Origin of the sequence: Cognatilysobacter bugurensis, assembly GCF_014652095.1 — a bacterium.
In the GTDB taxonomy this organism is placed as follows: Bacteria; Pseudomonadota; Gammaproteobacteria; order Xanthomonadales; family Xanthomonadaceae; genus Cognatilysobacter; species Cognatilysobacter bugurensis.
The window spans coordinates 325,545-347,909 of record NZ_BMYD01000002.1 but is presented as its reverse complement, the minus strand read 5'-3'; the positions used below and the strand labels follow the sequence as shown (position 1 = coordinate 347,909).

Genomic DNA, 22,365 nt, shown 5'->3' with positions numbered 1-22,365 from the left:
GGGCCAGCGCCCTGTCAGGTTTTTCGCCCAATGGTCGACTGCCACCTCAAACCCGATGAGGATGCCCGCATGGACCGCCTGGCCGACACCCGCTTTATCCCCGTTTCTCCTGCCCCGGCACGTGCGAGCGCCTACGGCTGGCTGCGCGACGCCGTGCGCCTGTGGCGCGCGCATCCGTTCGGCGTGACTGGTGTCGCCGTGGTGCCGATCGTCTTCGAGCTGCTGTTCCAGCTCGTGCCGGGCGTGGGCATCGTCGCGTCCAAGTTACTGACGCCGTTGGCGACCGCGTGGTCGTTCGCGGCACTCGATGCGCGCGTGCGGCGCGGCGCCTATGCACCGGGCGCATCAGCGGGGCTCGTACTCAGCCGCTGGAAGCCGCTGCTCGGGCTCATCGCGCTTTCGTTCGGCCTGTTCTGCGTGCAGTGCGCGGTCGCCGCGTGGCTCGGCGGTCCCGCCCAGGCGGTCGCCCTCGTCACCGGTGACCTCGCGGCATTCACGCTGGGCCGCGCCGAGATCGCCGTCGTCTTCGCATCCGGTGCGCTGCTTGGAACCCCGCTGATGTTCGCGCTCCCGCGCGTGTTGCTCGACGGCCTGGGCCTGCGCGCCGCGCTGCTGGACAACCTGCGGCTCGTGCGGCGTCACGTGCATGCGGTCATTGCGATCGGCCTGGTGACCGCCGGCGCCGTCGCCAGCGTCGTGTACGCCCCGTGGGTGATGCTCATCATCCTCCCGCTCGGCCTGTGCACCGGCTACGCCGCGTACCGCGATGTCGACCGCCGCGACGCACGCTGAGCCGGTGGCGGCGACGCTCGAATCCGTGCTCGCCGAGCACGGCCCGATGCTCTCGCGCATCGCGTCGAGCCACGAGGCTGACCCGACGCGCCGTCAGGACCTGGTGCAGGAAATGGGCGTCGCACTGTGGCGCGCACTGCCGCAGTGGCGCGCGCAGGCCTCACTGCGCACGTACGTGGCACGCGTCGCGCAGAACTGCGCAGTCGACCATGTGATGCGCCACGCCGGCCGCGGCTTCGTCGAGCTCGAGGACGTGCACGTGGACGCGACGGCCGATCCCGTCGCGCAGGCCGAGGGCGACCAGCGCCGCGCGCGCCTGCTCGATGCGGTGCGCCGGCTGCCGATTGGCCAGCGACAGGTCGTCGTGCTCTCGCTCGAAGGTTTTTCGCAACGGGAGGCCGCCGACGCGCTCGGCCTCGAGGAAAACACCGTGAACCAGCGACTGAGCCGCGCGCGCAAACAACTGCGCGCCTGGCTGGAGGAAACCGCATGAACGCTCCGCACGAAGAAAGCTGGGACGCGCTCGACACGCTGTGGCGCAGCCAGACCGTGGCGCCGCCGGATCTCGATCGGCTGCAGCGCGAGGCGCGCGTGCGCGGCTGGCGCTTGCAGGCGATTGTCGCGATCGAGTGGCTCAGCCTGCTTGTCGTTACGGCGATGGTTTGGCGCTTTGTTGCGCTGAAACCCGGCTGGCAGACGATCGACACCGTCGTGCTGGCGCTCTATGCGTGCGCCGTCGCATTCACGCTGTGGACTGCGCGCAACCGACGCGGCTTGTGGCAGGAGCGCGCACTGGCGCCGCGTGCACTCGTGGAGCGCGAGATCGAGCGTGCGCGGTCGTCGCTGCGGTTCTGGAGCATGAACTCGCGCGTGACCGGACTGATGTTCGTCGTACTCGCCGCCGCGACCCTCGCGGAGACGGCGGGCGTGCTCGCGCCGCCCGGACGCGGCTCCTGGTCGACCGTTGCCCTGATCAACCTGCCGCTCGTGATCGTCTCGCGGATCCTGCACCGCCGGCGCAGCCGCACCCTGGGCGCGCGTCTGGAGCGGCTGCGGGGGCTCGCGGAGCAGCTCGACGCCTGAGGGCAAGACCACAAGGCTGCATGCCGACGTGCGGCGGCGACCTACCCACGCGGTAACGACGGCGCGCCGCGCTGACGCGGCCCACGCCAATGCAGGCCGCGGCGACACCCCGCCGCTTTAGCGCGGCCCTGCAGCCGGCCTGCCGCCTCGGGACGCGCAACATGACGCTCAAGCCCGAGCGTCAGTGGCCGATGGTGTGTGGACCCGGGCCGCCTGCCCGGTGGCTCGGCCGCGCCTGTCGTCCGGCCGCGTGGCGCAGGCGGTCGAAGCACGGTGCGCACCCCGCCGCTTGGCGGCGCGCGGCCGTGCACCGGCCTCGCACGCCCATGCTCTACCCTTACGGGCGTCTGTCGCCGATGCTTGGAATGAGCGCCGCACCGTCGTCTGCCCTCCGCCATTGGCGAACCCTGAAACGCCGCCTGCCGGCGCCCCGCGAACTCATCACGCCGGTGGTGTTCTGGGCGTTGCTTGCGCTCGCGTCGGTGACGGGCATGCTCGCGCCGCTGGAAGGTCGGCTGTTCGACCTGCTCGTGCGGCTGGCCGCCGGGCCGTCGCCGTCGGCGGTCGCGCTCGTGTATCAGGGCTCCGGAACGGCGAGCGAGGCATTGTCGACACGCCTGCGCGCGGAAGGCGCACGCGCCGTGGTCCCGTTGTCACCGCCGCTATCGGGCGACTGCGCGCCAGACGTATCCGCCGGCGTCGTGCGCAGCCTCACCGTCCATGACGCGGAAGGCGCACCCTGTCCGTTCGTGGAGGCCGCGGCCGCCGCCGGTGCAACGGTGCCGCAGGCGGCCCGGATCGCGCCCGATTTTTCGGCGGCGACTGCGACGTCGATCCCACGCGTGAGCGATGCCGCGGCGCTGTCGCCGGGCGCATTGCGCGCGGCCATCGACGGTCGCGTGGCCCTGCTCGCGCCGGGGCCGGAGGCGCGCGTCTATGTGACGCCGCTGCACGGGGCCGACGGCCCGCTCGAGCCTGCGGCGCTGCAGGCATTCGCGGTGGACTCGCTGCTGCGCAGCCGCGCGATCGTGTGGGCGCCTGCGTGGACGGGGCTGCTCGTCGCCGTGCTGACAGTCCTCGTGCTGCAACTGGCGCTGCAGCGCGCGCGTTATCGCACCGCGCTCGTCGCGACCGCGGTCGCGGCGCTGCCGGTGCTCGGCGGCGCGGCGGCAGCGCTGCATCTCGCGCAGCGGTTCGTGCCGGTCGGCGCGGCGCTCGTCGCGATCGCCGCGTTCGCGCTCCACCTCGTGCTGCGCCGCAGCCGCGCGCTCGCGGCGACGCTCGTCGATCTCGATCACCGGCTCACCGGCCTCGTGCAGCAGCCGCTGAGCCAGGGCTTTGATCAGCAGACCGACCTTGCCTGGGAACAGGTCAACCGCTTCGTGACCCAGTTCTTCGAGCTGCGGCGCAGCATGATGCTCGAGCTGCCGCCCGGCGCGACGCACATGCGCCCGGTCGTCTCGGCGGGCTGCACGCCGGCCGACATCATTGAAAAGCGGCGTGATTACCGCCGCGCGCCGTATTCGGATGCCCTCGTGCGGGAACTGCCGACCGCGCCGTCGCGCCCGTTCTTGCCCGCGCTCGACGGCGGCGTGGACTTCATCGCGCCGCTGATCGCGGCCGACCAGCTCGTGGGGTTCTGGGCGTTCACGGTGCCCGACACAACGCCGGCGCGGCTCGACGGGCTCGCGCTCGAAGCCGGCCGGTATGCGAACGAGGTCGCGAAGATGGTGCTACGCGCGGGCAGTGTGCAGGCCCCGACCGGCGGCACCGGGCGCTGGCCGACGTTCGCCCGGCTGCGCACGCGCCTGCTCGACGGTGCGATGCAGGCGCGAGAGCAGCTTGCCGCGTACCGCGATGTGTTCGCGGCGGTCGGGCATCCGATTGCAGTGACCGACCTGCTCGGCCGCGTGCAGTTCGCGAACCCGGCGTTCGAGGAACTCGCGGCGCGGACGGGGCAGCCGCTGCTCGCGATGTCGGTGCCGAACATGCTCGAGCAGCTGTGCGGCCTGTCACCGGCCGAGTCCAAAGAAGTGCTGCGGCGCACCGTGCTCAGCGCCCGCCAGGCCACGTTGCCGTTGCAGGGCGAGGACGTGCCGGCCGGCCACGCGTTTGCGCTGAGGCCGATCCTGCGTCGCACACCGAAGACCGGCGACAGCGCGATCACGCCGTTCGACCTGCTCGGCATGGCCGTGGAGATCACGCCTGACGTACGCAGCGCCGAGGCCGCGCTGCGGCTCGGCGACGCGGCTACGCAATATGCGCAGCGCTCGTGGGCGGTGCTCGACGGCGTGTCGCGTTTGCTCGACGACACCTCGTGTCCGGACGCGCCGCGCGAGCGCATCACCGACCTGCTCGAACGCGGGCTCAGCGACGCGCGGCGCATGCTGCAGCAGGCCGAATCCACCGGCAACGGCGACGGCACCCTGGCCCCGCTCGAGCTGCACGAGCTGCTGCAGCGGCTGCGGCATGCCGCGGCGCTGGCCGCCAACGACAAGCGCATCGAGATCCGCCTGCCCGAGCACGCGGCGCCACCGGTCACCGCCGTCGAGGCGCCGCTCACGCGCGCGCTCGGCGAAGCGATGGCGCTGCTCGTGGACGACGCCGCGCCGGGCTCGATCCTCTCGATCGATTGCGAGGTCGACGGAGAGCGCGTCCGCGTGCGCCTCACGAACGACGGCTACGGCATGCCCGAGTGGCACATCGACGAGATGATGCGCGCCGCGCGCAGCGGCGCGGCCGCCGTCGACGACTCGCCGCTCGAGCGACTGGCCCACGCGGCGACCGCGCTGGACCCGGAGATCGGCTTCGAGCTCGCGCCGGAACTCGGCAAGGGCTACACCGTGCAGCTCACGCTGCCGCGGGCGCGCTGATCCGATGGTCCTGCCGCTGTTTCCCGCGCAGGCGCTCGACAGCTCCGTCATCACGACGGTGTGGGTCGGCCTGTGCGTGATCACGGTGCTCAACCTGCGCTTCGGCACCACGATGGCCGGGCTCGTGGTGCCGGGCTACCTCGTGCCGCTGTTGCTGATCAAGCCGGCGAGCGCGTTCGTGATCTGGGGCGAGGCGATCGTCACTTACCTGCTCGCGCGGCTGGTGGCCGACGTGCTCATGCGGCGCACCGGCAGCAGTGCGATGTTCGGTCGCGACCGGTTCTTCGCGCTGCTGCTCGTCAGCGTGTTCGTGCGCACCGTCAGTGACGGCTGGCTGCTGCCCGCGCTCGGCCAGTGGCTGACCGCGCAGGGCTACGTGCTCGACTACCACAACAACCTCTACAGCTTCGGCCTGGTCATCATCGCGCTGACCGCGAACCAGATGTGGAACGCGGGCATGGCGCGCGGCGCGGGCACGTTCGTGCTCTACGTCGGACTCACCTACGTGATCGTGCGCGGCGTGCTGATCCCGTTCACGAACTTCGATGTCGCAAGCCTGGGCTTTCTGTATGAGGGCATCGCGTCGGACATCCTGGCGAGTCCGAAGGCCTACCTGATCCTGCTCACGACGGCGTTCATCGCCTCGCGCATGAACCTGCACTACGGCTGGGAGTTCAGCGGGATCCTGATTCCGGCACTGCTCGCGCTGCAGTGGTTCCAGCCGACCAAGCTGCTGATCTCGCTGTTCGAGGCCGCGCTGATCTTCGGCCTCGGCCGCGTCGCGCTGCAACTGCCGATGTTCCGGCGCATGAACATGGAAGGCTCGCGGCTGCTGCTGCTGTTCTTCACCGTCGGCTATCTCTACAAGCTCGCGCTCGGCTACGTGCTCACGTGGACCGCGCCGTCGGTGAAGGCGTCGGACTACTTCGCGTTCGGCTACCTGCTGTCGACGCTGCTCGCGGTGAAGATGCACCAAAAGCAGATCAGCTGGCAGATCACGCGCACGACGGTGCAGACCTCGCTGATGGGCTTGGTCGCGGCCAGCGCGGTGGGCTATCTGCTCGCGATCGCATGGCCCGGCGGCGGCCGCGCGGTCGATGCGGCGCCTGCAGCGGCGCTCGAAGCACCGTCCAATGCGCCGCTGCCGACGCTGCTCGCGCAGTACAAGCGCGCGCTGTACCGCGCCGAAGGTGCGGGCGCGCCGCTCGTGTACACGCAGGCCGAGCTGCGCGGGTTCGGCGACGGCATCCGCGCACTGCTCGCCTATGTCCGCAATCCGCTGCCGCAGCGCCTCGATGCGGCGCGCAGCGCGCTCGCCGCAGCCGGCTTCAGCGTTGTCCGCAGCGGCGACTGGATCGTCGTGCGCGACCGCGACACCGCGCGCGGCTCGGGCCTGTACGCGATCAACCTGCGCCCGCGCACCTCGTTGACCGTGGCCGCGCCGATGCCGCTCGACGAGCCCGGCACGTTCGAAGCGGCGGTGCACCTGGCACACGTGCGAGGGCACGCCGCGTTCCTCGCGGCGGGCACACGCCGGGAGCGACTGCCCGAGGGGCGCAGCCATTCGCTGCGCAATCCCGATCTGCCGTTCGCGAGGGCGCATGCACTCGCGTCCGAGGCCGGCGTGCTGCATGTGCGCGGCCTCGCCACGCCGTCGGGGGTCGAGCGGCCCTCCCAGTTGTGGGTCCAACGTGCGGTGCCTCCGGGCCTCGACCTCGACGGATTGACCGGTCTGATCGGCCCGCTCGACACGCAGTTCGGCCGCCGGCCGGCGCTGAATCCGCTGCGCGATTCGACCGCTGCGCCCTTCGCGGAGTTGCTGCTCGACCGCACGGCGCGGCTGCGCCTGATCGCACGTACGCTCGGCCCCGCCGACGTGCGCGTCATTGCCGAGCAGCAGCAGGTCGACGGGTATCTCTACGCCTGGCTCATCGAGCGTCGCGAGGCGATCGCGGGCGCGGGGAGCCAGCGCTATGTCCCGCCGTCGCTCGGCGACCTGCTCTACCTGCAGTCGGAAGTGCTCGACCCGCTGTATGCGCTCGCTCGCGACTGGACGCAGCGGCGCGACCTCGACGCGCTGCGCGCGGTGAACTCCGCGGCCGGCACGGTCGGTTACCGCATCGTGCTGCACCGGCACGTCGGCAGCGGCGAGGAGCACCTGATTCTCAGCGAGGTCGAAGGCGGCCGGCGCCAGTGGGGCACCTACGTGCTGCGGCTCGGCGAGGCAGCGCCGTACGCGGTCGAAATCCCGCGCCCGCTCGCGGAGCGGCAGACGTTCGAGTACGGCACCCGCCTGTTCACGCGGCTCGACGCGCGGGCGCTGCTGATCTCCGGCGCGCATTTCGCGGTGCGCCCCGACGGGCGTGGCGACGTGCTCGACCCGGCCAATCCGCGCACGGTGTTCAACCTCGCGCACCAGGCGCTGATCGCCGCGATGGGGCCCGACGCCTGGGCGCTGCAGGTGCGCGGCCGCCAGGAACGCGATGTACGCACCGCGCCCGACGTCGTCGCCTCGTTCGTCGGCAAGCCTGCCGGCACCGAGCAGTCCGTGCGCGTGGCGCAGTTGGTCGAGGCGCTGCGCGGCGACTCCGACACCGTCGCGCTCGCGGGCAGCGGCGAGCTCGCGCGCCGCCGCGACACCGGCGCCGACGCGCAGGCCACGTTCACGCGCCAGCTCGGGGGGCCGCGCTTCGTCATCGTCGGCGTGTCCGCGCAGGCCCGCCGCGCGTACCGCGATCCTTTGCTTGATGACCCGGACGTCGCGCGCTTCGACGCAGTGGGCATTCCGACCGAGCGCGTCGACATCGCGACGCTGATCGACGACGCCGCGTTCGGTCCGCCGCCGGCGCCCGCGGTGCGCGCGCTCGTCGACGCCTACGTGCAGACCCAGAACATCGCGGCACTGGCCTCCGCGCGTGCGCAGGGGATCGCGATGCGCCGCCTGCTCGATCCCTCGACCGGCCGCGCCTATCTGCGCATCGACGCCGACGGCGGACGCATGACCGCGCTGCGCGCGCTCGAAGCGGGCGCAAGCGGCGTGCGCGATGCACGCCAGCCGGACGAGCGCGCGGCGTTCGTCGCCGTCGGCGGCGCGTGGCTGCAGGCCGGGGCCGCGCAGTGAGACGCCTCGGCTACGGGCTGCTCGCACTGATCGGCCTCGTCGCGCTGCTCGCAGTGGCCACCGCGGTGTGGCGGCAGTGGGAGGGCTGGCGCAATCTCGCGCCCGCGCGCAATGCCGGGCTCGACGAGCGCGTGCTGTTCGAGGCCGCGCCCGATCGACCGCTCGCATTCAACACGTCCACGCACCAGGGGTGGTTCGCGCTGCAGGGCTTCGTCGTCGCCACGCGCGATGCCCGCCTGCGCGGACTGCCGCTCACCGTGGAGATCACGCTGCACCGCGCGGACGGCAGTGCGGTCGACCGCTGGTCACGCTACCTGCTGTTGCCGGCGGTGCAGCACGTGCGCGCGTACGGCCTGCTCGACGGGCGCAGCGAGCAGGCGGTGTGGATCCTGCCGAGCGAGTGGATCGACCTCACGCGCCGACCCGACGTGCGCTCGGTGTCGGTGCGCACGGTCGATGCGGGTGAAGGCGTGCAGTCGGTGCTGTGGCGCGGCGCGATCGACCAGCGCCTGTCGGATGCGCAGGCGCGCCTGCGCTGGCGGCGGCTCGGTGACGACGCGCGCGAGCGGCTGCTCTCGGACTGGATCACGCCGCCCGGCCTCGTCGACCCCAGCACCAAGTACGACCTCGTGCGTCATCGACGCCAGCGCATCGGCCCGCTCGGGCAGCCGGGCGAGGACTTCGTCGCGCGGCGGGTGCTGCGTCGCGTCGAGCAGACGGCGCCGCGCCGCTATGCGCCGCGCTACAACGCGCTTGCGATCGCACCGGCGATGCCGGTCGGCGTCGAGCTCGAACAGCCGCTCGAGGTCGTGATCGACGCGCGCGCGCCAACCGGCGCCCCGCTGCCGGTGGCGGTGTGGCGGCGCGGTGCGGCCACGCCGCTCGCCGTGCCGGATGGGCACTGGCAAGGCACCTGGCCCGCAGGCGTCTACGAACTGCGCACCGCAGCGGCCGGCAGCGTCGAAGTGCGCGAAGCCGCGAGCGGCGATTCGTTGATTCCGATGGGACTGCGCCCGCGCACGCACCGCGCCTCGTCGACGCGCACGCTGCGCTACCGCCTGTTCCCGCTCGGCGATGCACCGCCGCCCGTGCGGCTGCGCGTGCGTGCCGAGCAGCCCGGCGACACGGCGCAGGCGCAGCTGCGCTTTGTCGACTCCGCGGGGCGGCCGCTTGCAGTGCGCGACATCGCAGTGCCGTGGCGTGCGTCGCGGCACGACCGCGAGGGCGCAAACCCCGACCGCGCCGCCGCGGTGCCGGTGCAGGTGGACCTGCAGCCGCCGGCGGCCGCGCGCGGCATCGAACTCGCGTCCGACCGCCCGGTGCTCGCATCGATGTTCACAACCGTGGCGCGCGCCGATCGCACCGCCCGGCCGGGTCCGGCGCGTCGGTGGTATTCCTTCCTGCCCGAGCTCGACGCGCGCAGCCGGCTGTACCAGGGCGTGGTGCTCATCGAGCAACCACGCCTTGGGCAGACGAAGGCCGTCACTGCACGCGGCGGTCGTGGGATCACGCGACGCGCGACGATCGAAGGCTCGCGCGACCGGGACGTGACTCCGCAACGTCCGCGCCTGCGGCTGCGACCCGAGCGCAGTGACGACACGGAGCGCAGTGACGATGCGGATTGACCTCAGACTCACGCTGCTGCTGATGACGATCTGCCTGATGGCCGCCTGCACCCACACGCGCGACCCGCTTGCCGACTGGCTCGGCGAACGCCGCAGCGAGAGCTACCGCCCGCCCGCCGCGGCCGACACGACCGCGCTCGCGGCGGCGTTCGACGCGGCGTTGCGCGACGACGCACGCGCGCATTGGGCCGCGCTCGGCTACGAGTCACGCAGCTTCGACGAGGGCACGGCGGTGCGCGAGGCTGCGCCCGTGGCGCGCGGCTGGGGCGCCTATGTGTTCCGCACCGGCCCCGCCGCGGCCCTGGTCATCCAGGCCCCGCATGTCGACAGCGATCTGCTGACCGGGGAGATCGCGCTGTCCGTCTACCGCGCCCGCCGCGCACGCGTGCTCGCGCTCAGCACCGCGCATCGGCGACTGCCGGGTGCCGACCAGGCGAACGCGGCCGGCGCGCCGTTCTCGTTGCTCGCGATCGAAGCGGTCGCGCGCGAACCGGGCACCGCGATCGTGCAGCTGCACGGCTACGGCGAAGCAACGGCACGCAAGCATGCGCTCTCGCCCGATTCCGTCGTGATCAGCAACGGCACCGAGCGCCCCGATCCTGCGCTGCGCGCGCTCGCTGGCTGTCTGCGCACGGCCGGTTTCAATGCGCGCGTGTTCCCCGAGCAGGCGCCCTACCCGGGCGGTACGCGCAACGCCGTGCGCCGCGCGATCGCCGAGCGCAGTGCCGGTCGATTCGTGCATCTCGAACTCGGCCGCCGCCTGCGCGACGAACTCGTCCGCGATCCGCAGCGCGTGGAGGCCTTCGCGGCATGCCTGTAACGCGGCGCCGGCTATGCGCGATCGTCGGCGCGCTGCTCGTCGGCGCGCAGCTCGCGCACGCGCAGACCCTGCCGCGCCGCGAGAACGTCGAGACTGCGATCGTCGGCGACGTCGACCGGGCGCTCGAGCGCAAGCGCCATGTGCTGGAAGTCGCACCGCATCCGGCCGCGCTGGTGCCGGTCGATGGCAGCCGCTTCGTCGACCTGCGCCTGCATGCCGGCCCTGCGCCGCAGGTGTGGTCGAGCGCAGGCGGCGCCCTGTTCGTGCAGCGGCCGTTGCAGCCGGCCGGGCCGGACCGCTTCACCATCGACACGGCCGAGCCCGGCCCGCGCTGGCTCGTGCTCGACGCCGCTGACGAGGCGCGCGTGGAACTGCACACGCGCATCGACGGTGCGCGCGGCGGTGCCGATCCCTGGCTCGTACCGATTGCGCCGACGGCGCGGCGAGCGGTGCGTACGCGCGCCGACCGCCGCGACCGCGTGCTCGAGCTGACCGGCACGGAGCCGGCGGTCTACCGCATTAACGGCCGCCGCGACCTGCGCGTCGACCTGTGGCGCGCGCAGGTCCCGCGCCTGCTGCCGCCGGACGCGAGCTGGCTGCGCATCGAGGCCGACGGCCGCACGATTTTTGAAGGCCGCGCGCCGGCTCCCGCGCAGCGCGAGCGCCTGCACGTGACCGACGGCTGCGCGCAGGTGCTCGACCTCGCCGGCCGGCTGCGCATCGCGGTGCCCGCGCAGACGCGCGAGCTGCGCGTGTTCGGCGAGCCCGGCACCTGGCTCAAACTGCTCGCGCCGCTGCCGGGCGCGCCGGTCGAGGCGCTCGGCGTCGATGCCGACCCGCATCTCGACCGCCTCATCCAGCGTCCGGGCGAACCGCTGCAGGCCGCGTTCGAGCGCGCGGTCGCCGCCTATCCGGACCCGCGTGCGCAGACGTTCCTCGGCCGCTATTCGTACTACCGCGCGGTCGCCGTGCAGCCGGCCGACGGCGCCGCATTGCACACGCGCCTGCTGCGCCCGCGTTTTCCCGATCGAAGCCGTCGCGAAACGTTCGAGAGCAACCGGCCGACGGCCTCGACGCCGGGCCCAGGGCCGCTCGCATTCCACTGGCTTGCACCGGGCGCGCGCTGGCGCCTCGATGCCGGCCGGGCCGGTGCCGGGCTGCTGCGCCTGAGCGTTGCGCATCCGGCTTCGCCGGCCGATGCGCGCCTGCAGCTCTCGCAGCCGGGCGGCGCCGTGCAGACACTGCGGCTCGACGCAGCAGCGATCGCAGCGCTCGAGCACGCGCCCGCCAGCGCCGATGCCCTGCTTGCGCTCGCACCGGCTGGCGCCGCAATCGACGCCAATGCCGGGGATGAAGACGCGTCGCCTGCATCTGCGCCGATCGTCGACGCGTCGCAGTCGGTGCTGCCGCATGCCCCGCTCGCCGCGCCGCTGACGCTGGAAAACACCGGCGATGTCGGCGTCTGGGTCGCGGTCGACCAGCGCGTGCCGGCCACGCGGGCTCTGGCCGACGCCACGCTCGACAGCGCCGCGATCACGCCCGCGCAAGTCCGCGATGCGCTGCTCGATGCACCGTTGCTGCAGGCCGCCGACCAGCACGATGCCCTAGGCGCCACGCGTTCACTCGAGGCCGCGCGCCGCCTGCTCGATGCACGCCGACGCCGCTTTGCCGACGAACCGTGTGTGCAGGCCGCCTATGGCTCCGACCCGACCCGCGCGCTCGATGTGTTCGCACACGCGCAGTCGGTCGACCCCGTGCTCGCACGCTGTGCCGTGTTGCAGGTCGCCGCGACCGCGCCCGATGACGCGCGGGTCGTGGCCGCACTCAAGCAGTGGGCGGAGCGGACCGGACAGGGCGAGATGCTCACCGGCTTCCACGCATGGGCGGTGCAGCGCGCTGCACCGGGTGCGGAGGCTGTGCACTGGCAGTCGCTGGCATCCGCGCTTGAGGCCGAAGGCGAGTTCGAAGCAGCCGCGTTCGCGCGGCGCGCGGCGGGCACGTCTGAGCTCGCCGCCGATGCGGCGGGACCGAATGCGTCCGGCGCGATCCCAGCGACGAGTTCGGCCGGCATCGCCCGGCTGCGCAGCGAGCGCGACACCGAGCTCGCCTACGCGCGCGCCGACGGCCGCCCCGCACGCTGGGTCTTGGAGCGCCCCGGCCCCCACACGCTCGAACTGCGCTCGCTCGCGCCGGCGCCGCAGTGGGCGCAGCTGCGAAGCGGCGGACGCACGTGGTCCGTGCGCCTGCCCGCGGCCGACGCCGAGGCCACGGCGCTGCGGGATCTGGCCGGCGACGCCGCGCCGAGCCTCGGCGTGCGCATCGCGTTCGACGTTGCGGCAGCGGGACAGGCGCTCGAAGTGTCGAGCGAGGTCGGCGGCGTGATCGCACGTGTCGAAGCGCTGGTCGCTGCAGGCGCCGGCGTGTTCGTCGCCGCCCCGGTCGACGCCGGCGTGCGCCCCGTGCGCGTCGACGTCGCCGATCGCTGCACCGTCGACCGCACCGCGGCGCCACTGCCGATCGCGCGGATCGGCGCGCCTGCTCAGACAAATGCGGCATCGAACCCCACCCCCGTCGCGCCCGCGCCCGATGCGCCCGTGCTCGATCCAACCGCACCCGACGCCCCGCGCACGGCCACGCAGGCCGCGTTGCAGGCGCTGCAGACAATCGAATCGGGCCGGCTCGACGCGGCGCAGGCCACAGCAGCGCGCGCGATCGCGCTGCGCGGCGACGCGGCCGATGCGCCGGCCGCGCCGGGCGTGTTCGCCGAGCTCGATCGCCACCTCACATGGCGGCGGCTCACGCCGGTCGCGCACGGCGGCGCGGTCTCGCGCGAGGTCGCCGACGGCCGCTCGTCGAACCCGCTGATCGCGCGCCGCGAGCAGTGGGCCGGCGCCACCGACGACGCGCGCTTCGTGCTGCGCCCCGGCCAGGGTTGGGTGCTCGACGGTCTGCAGCCTCACCAGCCGGTGCAGCTCACCCTGCAGTTGCGCGCCGCGCTCGACGACGCCGTCGAAGTGCGCGCGGCCGACGCCGCCCCGCGCCGGTTGCAGGCAGGCGAGGCCGCAGCGCTCGCCGTCCGCGCCGACCAGAACGGCGCGCTGCGCGTGCGCGTCGGGGATGCGCTGCCAGGCACGTTCGTCGACCTCACGGTCGCCGACGCGGCCGGCCGCGTGATCGACCCGCGGCGCCCCCTGCGCTATCACCGCGGGCCCGTCGAGGTCGCCCTCACGGAGCCCACCGTGCTGCGAATCGTCGAATGGAACGGCCGCAGCTCCGCCGTGCGCACGCAGTGGGTGGCGCAGGCCGGCACGGTGCGCCTGCAGCCGCAACAGCTGCCCGGCGCTGCGCTGCGCGTAACCGCACTCCACGTCGATCCCGCGCCGCCGCGCACGCCGGCGCCTGCAGAGACGGCAACCGCCTCGGCCGCGCCCGCGCTGCGCACCGCCCCGCTCGTGCCCGCGCCTGCACCGCCGTGGCCCGACGCTTGGCCGGCCTCGGGCGGTGAGGACGGCACCTGGGGCGTGCTTGCCTCGGTCGTTCAGCGCACCGACGCGGACAACCCCGACGCGCGCCGCGAGCGCTTTGGCGAATTGCGCTGGCGGTACCGCTACCGCATCGCCGACCAAAACCTCTGGGGCCGACTCGATGCGGTCGGACGCCGTCACGATCTCGACTTCGGCGTCATCGGCCTCGAGCACGACCTGCAATGGCGGCAGGACGATGGCCCCTGGGGCGCGTCGCTCGATGCCTCGGTCTGGCAGCAGCGCGCGCCGGTCGGCCTCGATTCGCCGGCGCGCTCGATCAACCTGCGCGCTGCAATCGAGTGGAGCCGCCGCCGCGACGAGCGCTGGCGCGACGAGTGGTCGCTCGGGGTTCGCGCGCGCGACCTGTCACTGCGCAACGTGCCGCGCAGCCAGACGGCGCGCCTCGACAACGACGTCTACTCGCGCTATCGCGATCGCCACCGCAGCGCGCTCGACCTCGGCGTGCGTGTCGCTTGGCGCGCGCGTTACGACAGCGAGCTCGTGTTCGACGCGCAGGCCATCAGCAACCCGCTGTCGGACTTCGGCCTCGACCAGGCCGGCGCGGGCGTCGCATGGCGCTGGACGCGCCGCGGCTGGACCGCTTCGGCCGGTCTCGACGTACGCCACTACCTGCGCGACGCGCGGCGTGCGCAGGCCGACACCCGCAACCGCGTCGAACTCGCGCTCGGCCGGCTGTTCCTCGGCCACGATACCGGCTGGCGCCTGCGCCTCGCGGGCGGCTACGACACCGCCACGCGTGACACGCAGGTGGGTCTCACGGTCGAATGGTTCGACCACGACGGCCGTGGCCTGTCGGACTGGTGGCCGAGCGAACTGTTCCTGCGCAACATCGTCGAAACCGATCTCGTCGCCCCGCTCGTTCCACCGGACCCGCTGCCGTGACCCGCGCCGCCCGCATCGCCGCCCTGCTCGATCGCAACATTCTCGCGATGTGGCGCAAGCTCGACATGCGCGAACGTAATGCGGTCGTGCGCGAGTTCATCGCCTGGCCCGGCGCGCGCCTGCCGTCGCGCGAGGACGACGCGGCCGTCTGGGAGCAACTCGAACTCGCGCGCTACCTGCGCGAGCAGCTCGAAACGCTCGCCGCGCGGCACGGCCGGCTGACACACGCGTTTCGCGTGTTCCAGGAGCGCCTGCTGCTCGCCGAGACCGAGCGCGTGCGCCACGAGCTCATGCTCGAATTCCTCGCGAGCCTCGGCGCGTCGGAGCGGCAGCTGCGCGGCGACCGGCGGGCGCTGCAGCGCTGGCTCGATGCCGACGCGGTCGCCGAGCGCCACGACCGCGAGCGCGCGCGCATCGAACGGCGCATCCGCTTCTGCCTCGAACGCCTCGGCCCGCTCGCGCAGCACCTGTGCACCGTCCAGCCCGACATCGCAGGCACACCGATCTGGGACGTGCTCGACCTGGAACGCAGCCTGCGCGTGCTGCTCGGGTTCCCCGGCGACCCGCGCATCCGCGAGTCCGCACTCGCGTGCCTGCGCACTGCGCTCGCCGGCCTCGGCACGCGCGCGCGGACGCAGCTCGCGCGGTCGACCGTGCAGTACCTGTATCGCGCCGTGCTCGATTCGAGCCAGGCGATCTGGCTGCAGTGCGAAGCGCTCGAAACGCTCGCACGCTTCGCGCCCGATGAACTGCAACGCATCGCCGAGCAGCGCCTCGCCCGCCGCGAGGACAGCGATGCGATGTTCTTCCGGCGACGCATGGTGGAAGCGCTGACCGCCGCGTTGCCGTCGCATCCGCACTACGCGAGTGCACTTGAGCAGCTGCTCGACGACCCGGCGCCGTTTGTGCGCAAGGCCGTCGCCGAGGCCCTGCCGCGCCTGCCAGCCCCGCTCGCGCTCGCGTTCTGGCAGCGCCTCGTCGACGACCCCGTGCCCGCCGTTGCAGGCCAGGCGCTGCTGCAATCGATCTCGCTCGTGCTCGAACCGGCGTTGCACGCACCGATCGCGTCACGCTTCATCGAAGGGCTCGACGAATCGCGCCCCGAGTTCCCGCTGCGCGTGGCAATCCACCTTGCGCCGAGCATGCTCGAGCGCGTCCGCATCGAGTTCCCCGAACACGCCGAAGCGTTGCATGCGCAGCTCGAAGCGCGCCTCACGGCGCTGCACACGGGACACCCCTCGACCGCGATGCGCCGCCGCGCCGCGGCAGCACGCGAGCGTCTGCGGCCGCACGACGCCCCCGCCGGGCTCGAGCGACTCCCCCTGCATGCGCGCACGGTGACTTCATGGCGCGCCGACCCGCTCGACGCCGCACGCGCGCTGCTGCCGCGCGCCGAGCGCGGGTTCGGCTTCAACCTCGAAGCCGGCCGCCGTGGCCTCATCGTGCTGCGCGACTGGCGCTGGCGCCCGCGCCTGTGGCGGATGCTCCAGGAAGCGCGCCGCCCGGCCACCGACAAGCGCCAGAACTACCCGCACACGCGCGGCCGCGTGTACCCGGGCCTCGTGCACGTGCCGTCGGGCTGCGTCGCCGAAGTCTCGCCGACGAAGGTGCCCGGCGAGCCCCTGCACATCGCCGAAGAAGACGGCTGGCGGCCGTGGCTGCCGCTGCTCGACCAAGTGCTATCCGCGCTCGACCAGGACTGGCCCACGCAGCCGCTGCGCATCGTCACCGCCGAGGGCGTCACCCACGTCACCGTGCCCGACCGCCTCGTCGATCGCCTGCGCGCGAAGTGGCGGCTGACCGTGGGCTTTGCCGACATCGCCGCGCTGCGCAACTGGACGCGCGAAAGCGCATTCACGCCGCACGCGTTCGTCGATGCGCTGCGCGAGTGCGGCGTGCAGTGCGCATTCGAGCCGCATGCCGCGCGCGACGGCGCCCCGTATCCGGTCGACCCTCGCGTGCGCCGCTTCTTCGCCGCGGCGGCTCTGCCGGCCTGGGCCGCACCGCTTGGCGACGTGCGCGATTACTTCTACTCGATCCACCAGAACAACCTCTCGCACCTGCTCGTGTTCGTCGGTGCGATCGCCGCGTGGTTCTTCGGCCAGCACATGTGGCTCAACCGCATGTTCCGCTCCGCGCGTGCGCGCCTGCCGCTCGTGATGGGCGGCTGGGGCACGCGCGGCAAGTCCGGCACCGAGCGGCTCAAGGCCGGCGTCATGAGCGCGCTCGGCCTGCGCGTGCTCAGCAAGACCACCGGCTGCGAAGCGATGTTCCTGTTCGGCCATCCGAACCGGCCGCTCAGCGAGATGTTCCTGTTCCGTCCTTACGACAAGGCCACGATCTGGGAGCAGGCGCGGCTCACGCGCATCGCCGCGGCGCTCGATACCGACGTGATGATGTGGGAGTGCATGGGCCTCAATCCCGGCTACGTGCGCGTGCTCCAGCACGACTGGATGCGCGACGACGTCTCCACGATCACGAACTGCTTTCCCGACCACGAGGACATCCAGGGCCCGGCCGGCGTCGACCTGCCGCTCGTGATCGGCGAGTTCATCCCACGCGGCGGCGAGCTCTACACGAGCGAAGAAAACATGCTGCCCTACCTCGCCGAGCGCGCACGCGGGCTCGACACGCGCTTCGTGAGCACGAACTGGCTCGACGTCGGCCTGCTCACGCCGGACATCCTCGCGCGCTTCCCGTACCAGGAGCATCCCGCGAACGTTGCGCTCGTCGCGCGCATGTTCGAAGGGCTCGGCCTGCGTCGCGACTTCGCGCTCAAGGAGATGGCCGACCGCGTCGTGCCCGATCTCGGCGTGCTCAAGATCTATCCGGAAGCCACGTTCGAGGGCCGCCGCATCGAATTCATCAACGGCATGTCCGCGAACGAGCGCCACGGCTGCCTCAGCAACTGGGCACGCACCGGCATGGCCGAGCATCGGCTCGACATCGACGCGGGCACGTGGACCGTTACCGTCGTCAACAACCGCGCCGACCGCGTCGCGCGCTCGCAGGTGTTCGCGGCAATCCTCGTCAACGACATCGGCGCCGATCGCCATTACCTCATCGGCGGCAACCTCGACGGCCTGCAGCAGTTCATCCGCGAGGCCTTCGACGAATTCGTCGCCTCGTTCGACTGGACCGAGACCGAGCAAGGCATCGACGAGCACACGCAGATGCTCGATGCGCTGCTGCGGCGCTGGCGCGTCGCGCTCGATGACGCGCAAGCCGACGCACGCCTGCGCGCGGCCGCGCACGGGCTCGGCGTCGCAATCGAGCAACTCACAACGCCCGAGGCGTTGCTCGACGCGCTCGACACGCAGCAGCCCGCGCATGCCGCAACCCTGCGCACCCGGTGGGAACACGACCGCGCCGATGCGGCCCGTGTGCGCGATCTGCACGCCCGCGTGGCCGCACCCGATGCGCAGACCGCGGCGGCCGTGCACGACCTGCTGTGGTCGCTGTTTTCCGTGCGCATCGTGCCCGTCACCGACTACTACACGCCGGGCAACGTGCTCGTGCATCGCGTGCTCAGCGATGCGCCGCCGGGCTTGCGCATCCGCGCGATGGGCATCCAGAACATCAAGGGCACGGGCCTGGACTTCATCTACCGCTGGCAGGCCTGGGACCTGCATGCGGCGCAATGCGCTGCGCTGCGCGGTGAGGACAGCGAGGCCGCGCTCGCCGCGGCGCAGGCGCTTGCGGGTTCAACCGAGCTCGGCGTGCTCGAAGCCGAGACGCTGCGCAATGCGATCGCGGCCGCGCGCGAAAGCCGCCTTGGCCAGACGGACGTGATGCAGGGCCTGCTCGCGCGCATCGAGCGCAACCTCGAAGCGAGCCTGCAGGCCGTTGCGGCATACGGAGACGCGCGGCCCGAGCAGTCCAACCGTGCATGGGCCTGGCTCGTGCAGACCGCCGAACGCCTGCTCGATGCGGGCGATGCGGTGCGCCGGCGCCGCCAGGCAAACCGCATCTACGCGGATCTCGTGGACGGGCGCATCGCATCGGCCCGCGCGGCCTACGAGCTCAAGCGGCTCACGCAGCGGCAGAAAGGCGGCTGGCTCGGCGCCTGAGGCGACCGCGTCAGTGCAGAGGGGCCAGCGCCTGCATCGCCCGGCTGCGCCGCAGGCTGCCGACCTCGCGCAGCAAGGCCTGCACCGCAAGCTCGCGCTGCAGGCAATCGGCAAGGTCGCGCAGGCGCGCGAGCTGCCCGGCGTTGAACTCACGCGGGCGATGATCGATCACGCACAGCGCGCCGATCGGCAGGCCATCACCGAGATACAGCGGAAAGCCCGCGTAGAAGCGCACATGCGGCGCACCGGTCACGATCGGATTATCGCGAAAACGCTCGTCGGCCGACGCATCGGGGACATAGAGCATCTCGCGTTCGTGCAGCGCGTGTGCACAGAACGACACCGAGCGCGGCGATTCGCGCAGCCACTGCCCCGCGCAACCTCGAAACCACTGCCGGTTGGCGTCGACCAGCGAGATTGCCGCGACCGGCGTATCGGCAAACGCGCGTGCAATGCGCGCAAACCGCGAGAACGGCTCCTCGTCGCCCGCGCCGATCGCGCCCGAGGCATGCAGCGCGGCGAGGCGTTCGGCCTCGCGATCGTGGAGGGGGGCGATTTTCACGGCGCGATCTTGCCCGAGCCCGGGCGCTGCAGCCAGAGCCGCAGCGCCCGGGCTCGTTCAGAACCAGAAACGGACGCCCATGACGAGCCGCGCATCCTCGATCGGCTCGCCTTCGTCGCGGCGCAGGTCCGCGGTTTCGCCATAGGCGCGCTCCCAGGCGATGCCGACATACGGTGCGAACCGGCGGGTGATCTCGTACCGCAGGCGCACGCCTGCCTCGAGCGTCGACAGCCCCGCGCCGATGCCCCGACGCGGATCGTCGCGGCCGTACGCCGTGGCTTCGACGAGCGACTGCGCGATGAGCCGGTTCGTCAGCAGCGTCTCGTACTCGGCCTCGACGCGCGCGGCGGTCTGGCCCGACTCGCCGAGGTAGGCGGTCGCCTCGACTTCGAACTTGTACGGCGCCAACCCGGCGACGCCAAGCGCCGCGAACGTCTGCGCGCCGCCGGGCTGGAAGTCGTGGCGCACACCGGCCACCACGTCCCACCAAGGCGCGACGGCGCGGCCGTACAGCACTTCGAGGTCGGCCGACTCGGTGCGGCCGTGTTCGCGCTCGCCTTCGCTGCGCAGCCGAAGCTTGTGCAGGTCGTTGCCGATCCACGCATGGCCCTCCCACGCCTGCCCGGGCTCACCGTCGTCGCTCCAGGCCTCGAGCCGGTTGAACTGCACCATGTGCACGACGCGGTTGTCGTGCGCGGTATGCACTTCGATATCCGGAAACGCGGCGGCACGGTCCGCATCGGTGATCACTGGCAGCCCCGTCGGTGGCGGGTGATCGCTATGCGTCGAGTGGTCCATCTTCGAGTGGTCCATCTTCGAGTGGTCCATCTTCGAGTGGTCCATCTTCGAGTGGTCCATCTTCGAGTGGTCCATCTTCGAGTGGTCCATCTTCGAGTGGTCCATCTTCGAGTGGTCCATCTTCGAGTGGTCCATCTTCGAGTGGTCCATCTTCGAGTGGTCCGCGGACTGCGGCGTGGGCGCCTTGTCCGCGCCATGCGCATGCTGCGCATGGGCCGGCGTCGACACGCCGGCGCAGGCAAGGGCGACTGCGATAGACGATGCGAGTGTCACGGTGCGCACGCTCATTCCTCGACCCTCACTTCGCGCATCATCCCCGCCTCCATGTGGAACAGCAGGTGGCAGTGGTAGGCCCAGCGGCCGAGCGCGTCGGCGGTGACGCGGTAGCTGCGCTTCGTGCCGGGCGGCATGTCGATCGTGTGCTTGCGCACGAGGAAGTTGCCATCGCCATCCTCGAGGTCGCTCCACATGCCATGCAGGTGGATCGGGTGGGTCATCATCGTGTCGTTGACGAGCACGATGCGCACGCGCTCGCCGTACTTCAGGCGCAGCGGCTCGGCGCTCGAGAATTTGATGCCGTCGAACGACCACACGAAGCGCTCCATGTGCCCGGTCAAGTGCAGCTCGATCGTGCGCCCGGGCTCGCGGCCGTCGGGGTCGCCGTGCAGGCTGTGCAGGTCCGCATACGTGAGCACGCGGCGACCGTTGTCGCGCAGGCCAATGCCGGGGTCGTCGAGCTTCGGCGCCGGCGCCATCGTCTGCATGTCGACGAACGGGTTGCCCTGTTCGCTCGCCGGGTGCGCCTGCATGCCGCCGACGCCGTGGCCCATCGCGGCATGGTCGGTCGCCGTGGGCACATGGCCCATCGCCGAATGATCCATGCCGACGTGCTGCGTACCGGTGCCCGCGCCGTGTGCGGCGCCGGCCGCCGCAGCGGCAACGTGCCCCGCATGACCGCCGTGCCCGCCGTGGCCCATGTCGTCCATGGTGAGCCGCGGCCGCGGATCGACGCGCGGCACCGTCGCCTGCAGGCCCGGGCTCGTGGCGAGCGTGCCGCGCACGAAGCCGGTGCGGCCGAGGTCCTGCGCAAAGATCGTGAACGCGTCCTGCCCGGTCGGCTCGACGATGACGTCATAGGTCTCGGCTGCGGCGATGCGCAGCTCGTCGACGGTGACCGGGTGCACGTACAGGCCGTCGGCGGCGACGACGGTGAGCTTGAGGCCCGGGATGCGCACGTCGAAGTGCGTCATCGAGGAGCCGTTGATCAGCCGAAGCAGCACGCGCTCGCCGCTGCGGAACAGCCCGGTCCAGTTGGTGCCGGACGTCGCGCCGTTCATGAGGTAGGTGTAGGTGTTCGCGTTGACGTCCGACAGGTCGGTCGGCGTCATGCGCATCTCGCCCCAGGCCTTGCGATCGCGCAGCGTCGCGGCAAGCCCATCCTCGCGGGCATCGCGCAGGAAGTCGCCGACCGTCGGCAGGTAATAGTTGTCGTGCTCGGGCATCTTCTTGAGACGCTCGTACAGCGCGACCGGGTCGAGGTCGGTCCAGTCCGAGAGCAGCAAGACATGCTCGCGGTCGACGCGGTACGGCGGCGGCGCGATCGGGTCGATCACGATCGCCCCGTACACGCCTGCCTGCTCCTGGAAGCCCGAATGCGCGTGGTACCAGTACGTGCCCGACTGTTTCACGTCGAAGCGGTAGTCGTAATGCTCGCCGCGCTGGATGCCGTTGAAGCTGATGCCCGGCACGCCGTCCATGTTCGCGGGCAGGATCAGGCCGTGCCAGTGGATCGAGGTGTGGTGGCCGTGCACGGTCTGCGCGGGCAGTGCGTTGCGCACGCGCAGGTGGACCGTGGTGCCCTCGCGCCAGCGCAGCGTCGGTGCCGGCAGCGTGCCGTCGACGGTGACCGCGGTGGCACGGCGGCCGGTGAGGTTGACGGGCGTTTCGACGATCGACAGGTCGAATTGCGTGCCGGTGAGCACCGGCGCATCGCCGGTGGCGGCGCGGCCGCGACCGGGCCAGCCGAGCGAGGCGACCGCGCCGCCGGCGACGAGGCCCCGCACGAAGCGGCGGCGCGCCGGAAGCGCGAGGCCGCCCGCACGCGGGCCGGGAAGGAAGAACGTCATGGACTGCTCCAGCGCGTCGCGACGGCCGGCTCGGCCGGCGTCGCAGGATCGGATGAATTCGGACGGAC

Annotated in this window: 12 protein-coding genes; 9 read left to right on the top strand and 3 right to left on the bottom strand. The window is 72.1% G+C overall.

Annotated elements, in window-relative coordinates; all coding sequences use genetic code 11:
- The first annotated feature begins 69 nt into the window (after window positions 1–69).
- The 9 genes from IE075_RS08685 to IE075_RS08645 all read left to right on the top strand — a co-directional run bounded on the left by IE075_RS08685 (window position 70) and on the right by IE075_RS08645 (window position 18,811).
- The gene (locus tag IE075_RS08685) at window positions 70–792 is read left to right on the top strand and encodes a hypothetical protein (RefSeq protein WP_189455460.1); all 723 of its coding nucleotides are present in this window, start codon (window positions 70–72) and stop codon (window positions 790–792) included.
- Complete coding sequence (locus tag IE075_RS08680; RefSeq protein ID WP_189455458.1) at window positions 767–1,285, top strand: RNA polymerase sigma factor; 519 nt, start codon at window positions 767–769, stop codon at window positions 1,283–1,285. The genes IE075_RS08685 and IE075_RS08680 overlap by 26 nt, the downstream gene beginning before the upstream one ends.
- Window positions 1,282–1,875 (top strand): hypothetical protein, encoded by a 594-nt coding sequence (locus IE075_RS08675; protein ID WP_189455456.1) that lies wholly within the window; start codon window positions 1,282–1,284, stop codon window positions 1,873–1,875. Before IE075_RS08680 ends, IE075_RS08675 begins: the two co-directional genes overlap by 4 nt.
- 326 nt (window positions 1,876–2,201) lie before the next feature.
- Window positions 2,202–4,748 carry a PAS domain-containing protein gene (locus IE075_RS08670; RefSeq protein ID WP_229792417.1) on the top strand — a complete coding sequence of 849 codons (2,547 nt, stop codon included), beginning with the start codon at window positions 2,202–2,204 and terminating at the stop codon, window positions 4,746–4,748.
- 4 nt (window positions 4,749–4,752) lie between these two features.
- Complete coding sequence (locus IE075_RS08665) at window positions 4,753–7,869, top strand: poly-gamma-glutamate biosynthesis protein PgsC/CapC (protein WP_189455451.1); 3,117 nt, start codon at window positions 4,753–4,755, stop codon at window positions 7,867–7,869.
- Entirely contained in the window at window positions 7,866–9,494 is a 1,629-nt protein-coding gene (locus tag IE075_RS08660) for a hypothetical protein (RefSeq protein WP_189455450.1), read from the top strand. The genes IE075_RS08665 and IE075_RS08660 overlap by 4 nt, the downstream gene beginning before the upstream one ends.
- Window positions 9,484–10,314, top strand: a complete 831-nt coding sequence (locus tag IE075_RS08655; RefSeq protein ID WP_189455448.1) for a hypothetical protein — start codon at window positions 9,484–9,486, stop codon at window positions 10,312–10,314. The genes IE075_RS08660 and IE075_RS08655 overlap by 11 nt, the downstream gene beginning before the upstream one ends.
- A complete protein-coding gene (locus IE075_RS08650; RefSeq protein ID WP_189455446.1) occupies window positions 10,305–14,741 on the top strand; it encodes a hypothetical protein in 4,437 nt (1,478 codons plus the stop codon). Before IE075_RS08655 ends, IE075_RS08650 begins: the two co-directional genes overlap by 10 nt.
- Window positions 14,738–18,811, top strand: coding sequence for a hypothetical protein (locus IE075_RS08645; RefSeq protein WP_189455444.1), 4,074 nt, complete (start codon window positions 14,738–14,740; stop codon window positions 18,809–18,811). The genes IE075_RS08650 and IE075_RS08645 overlap by 4 nt, the downstream gene beginning before the upstream one ends.
- 10 nt (window positions 18,812–18,821) lie before the next feature.
- On the opposite strand, the gene IE075_RS08640 is transcribed toward IE075_RS08645, so the two are convergent.
- Genes IE075_RS08640 through IE075_RS08630 form a run of 3 tightly spaced genes read right to left on the bottom strand, consistent with a single transcriptional unit; the run spans window position 18,822 to window position 22,297 of the window.
- A complete protein-coding gene (locus tag IE075_RS08640; protein WP_189455442.1) occupies window positions 18,822–19,373 on the bottom strand; it encodes a GAF domain-containing protein in 552 nt (183 codons plus the stop codon).
- Between the two features lie 57 nt (window positions 19,374–19,430).
- On the bottom strand, window positions 19,431–20,459 hold the full coding sequence (locus IE075_RS08635) for a copper resistance protein B (protein WP_189455440.1): 1,029 nt from the start codon (window positions 20,457–20,459) through the stop codon (window positions 19,431–19,433).
- Complete coding sequence (locus IE075_RS08630; RefSeq protein WP_189455438.1) at window positions 20,456–22,297, bottom strand: copper resistance system multicopper oxidase; 1,842 nt, start codon at window positions 22,295–22,297, stop codon at window positions 20,456–20,458. The genes IE075_RS08635 and IE075_RS08630 overlap by 4 nt, the downstream gene beginning before the upstream one ends.
- Between the last annotated feature and the right edge of the window lie 68 nt (window positions 22,298–22,365).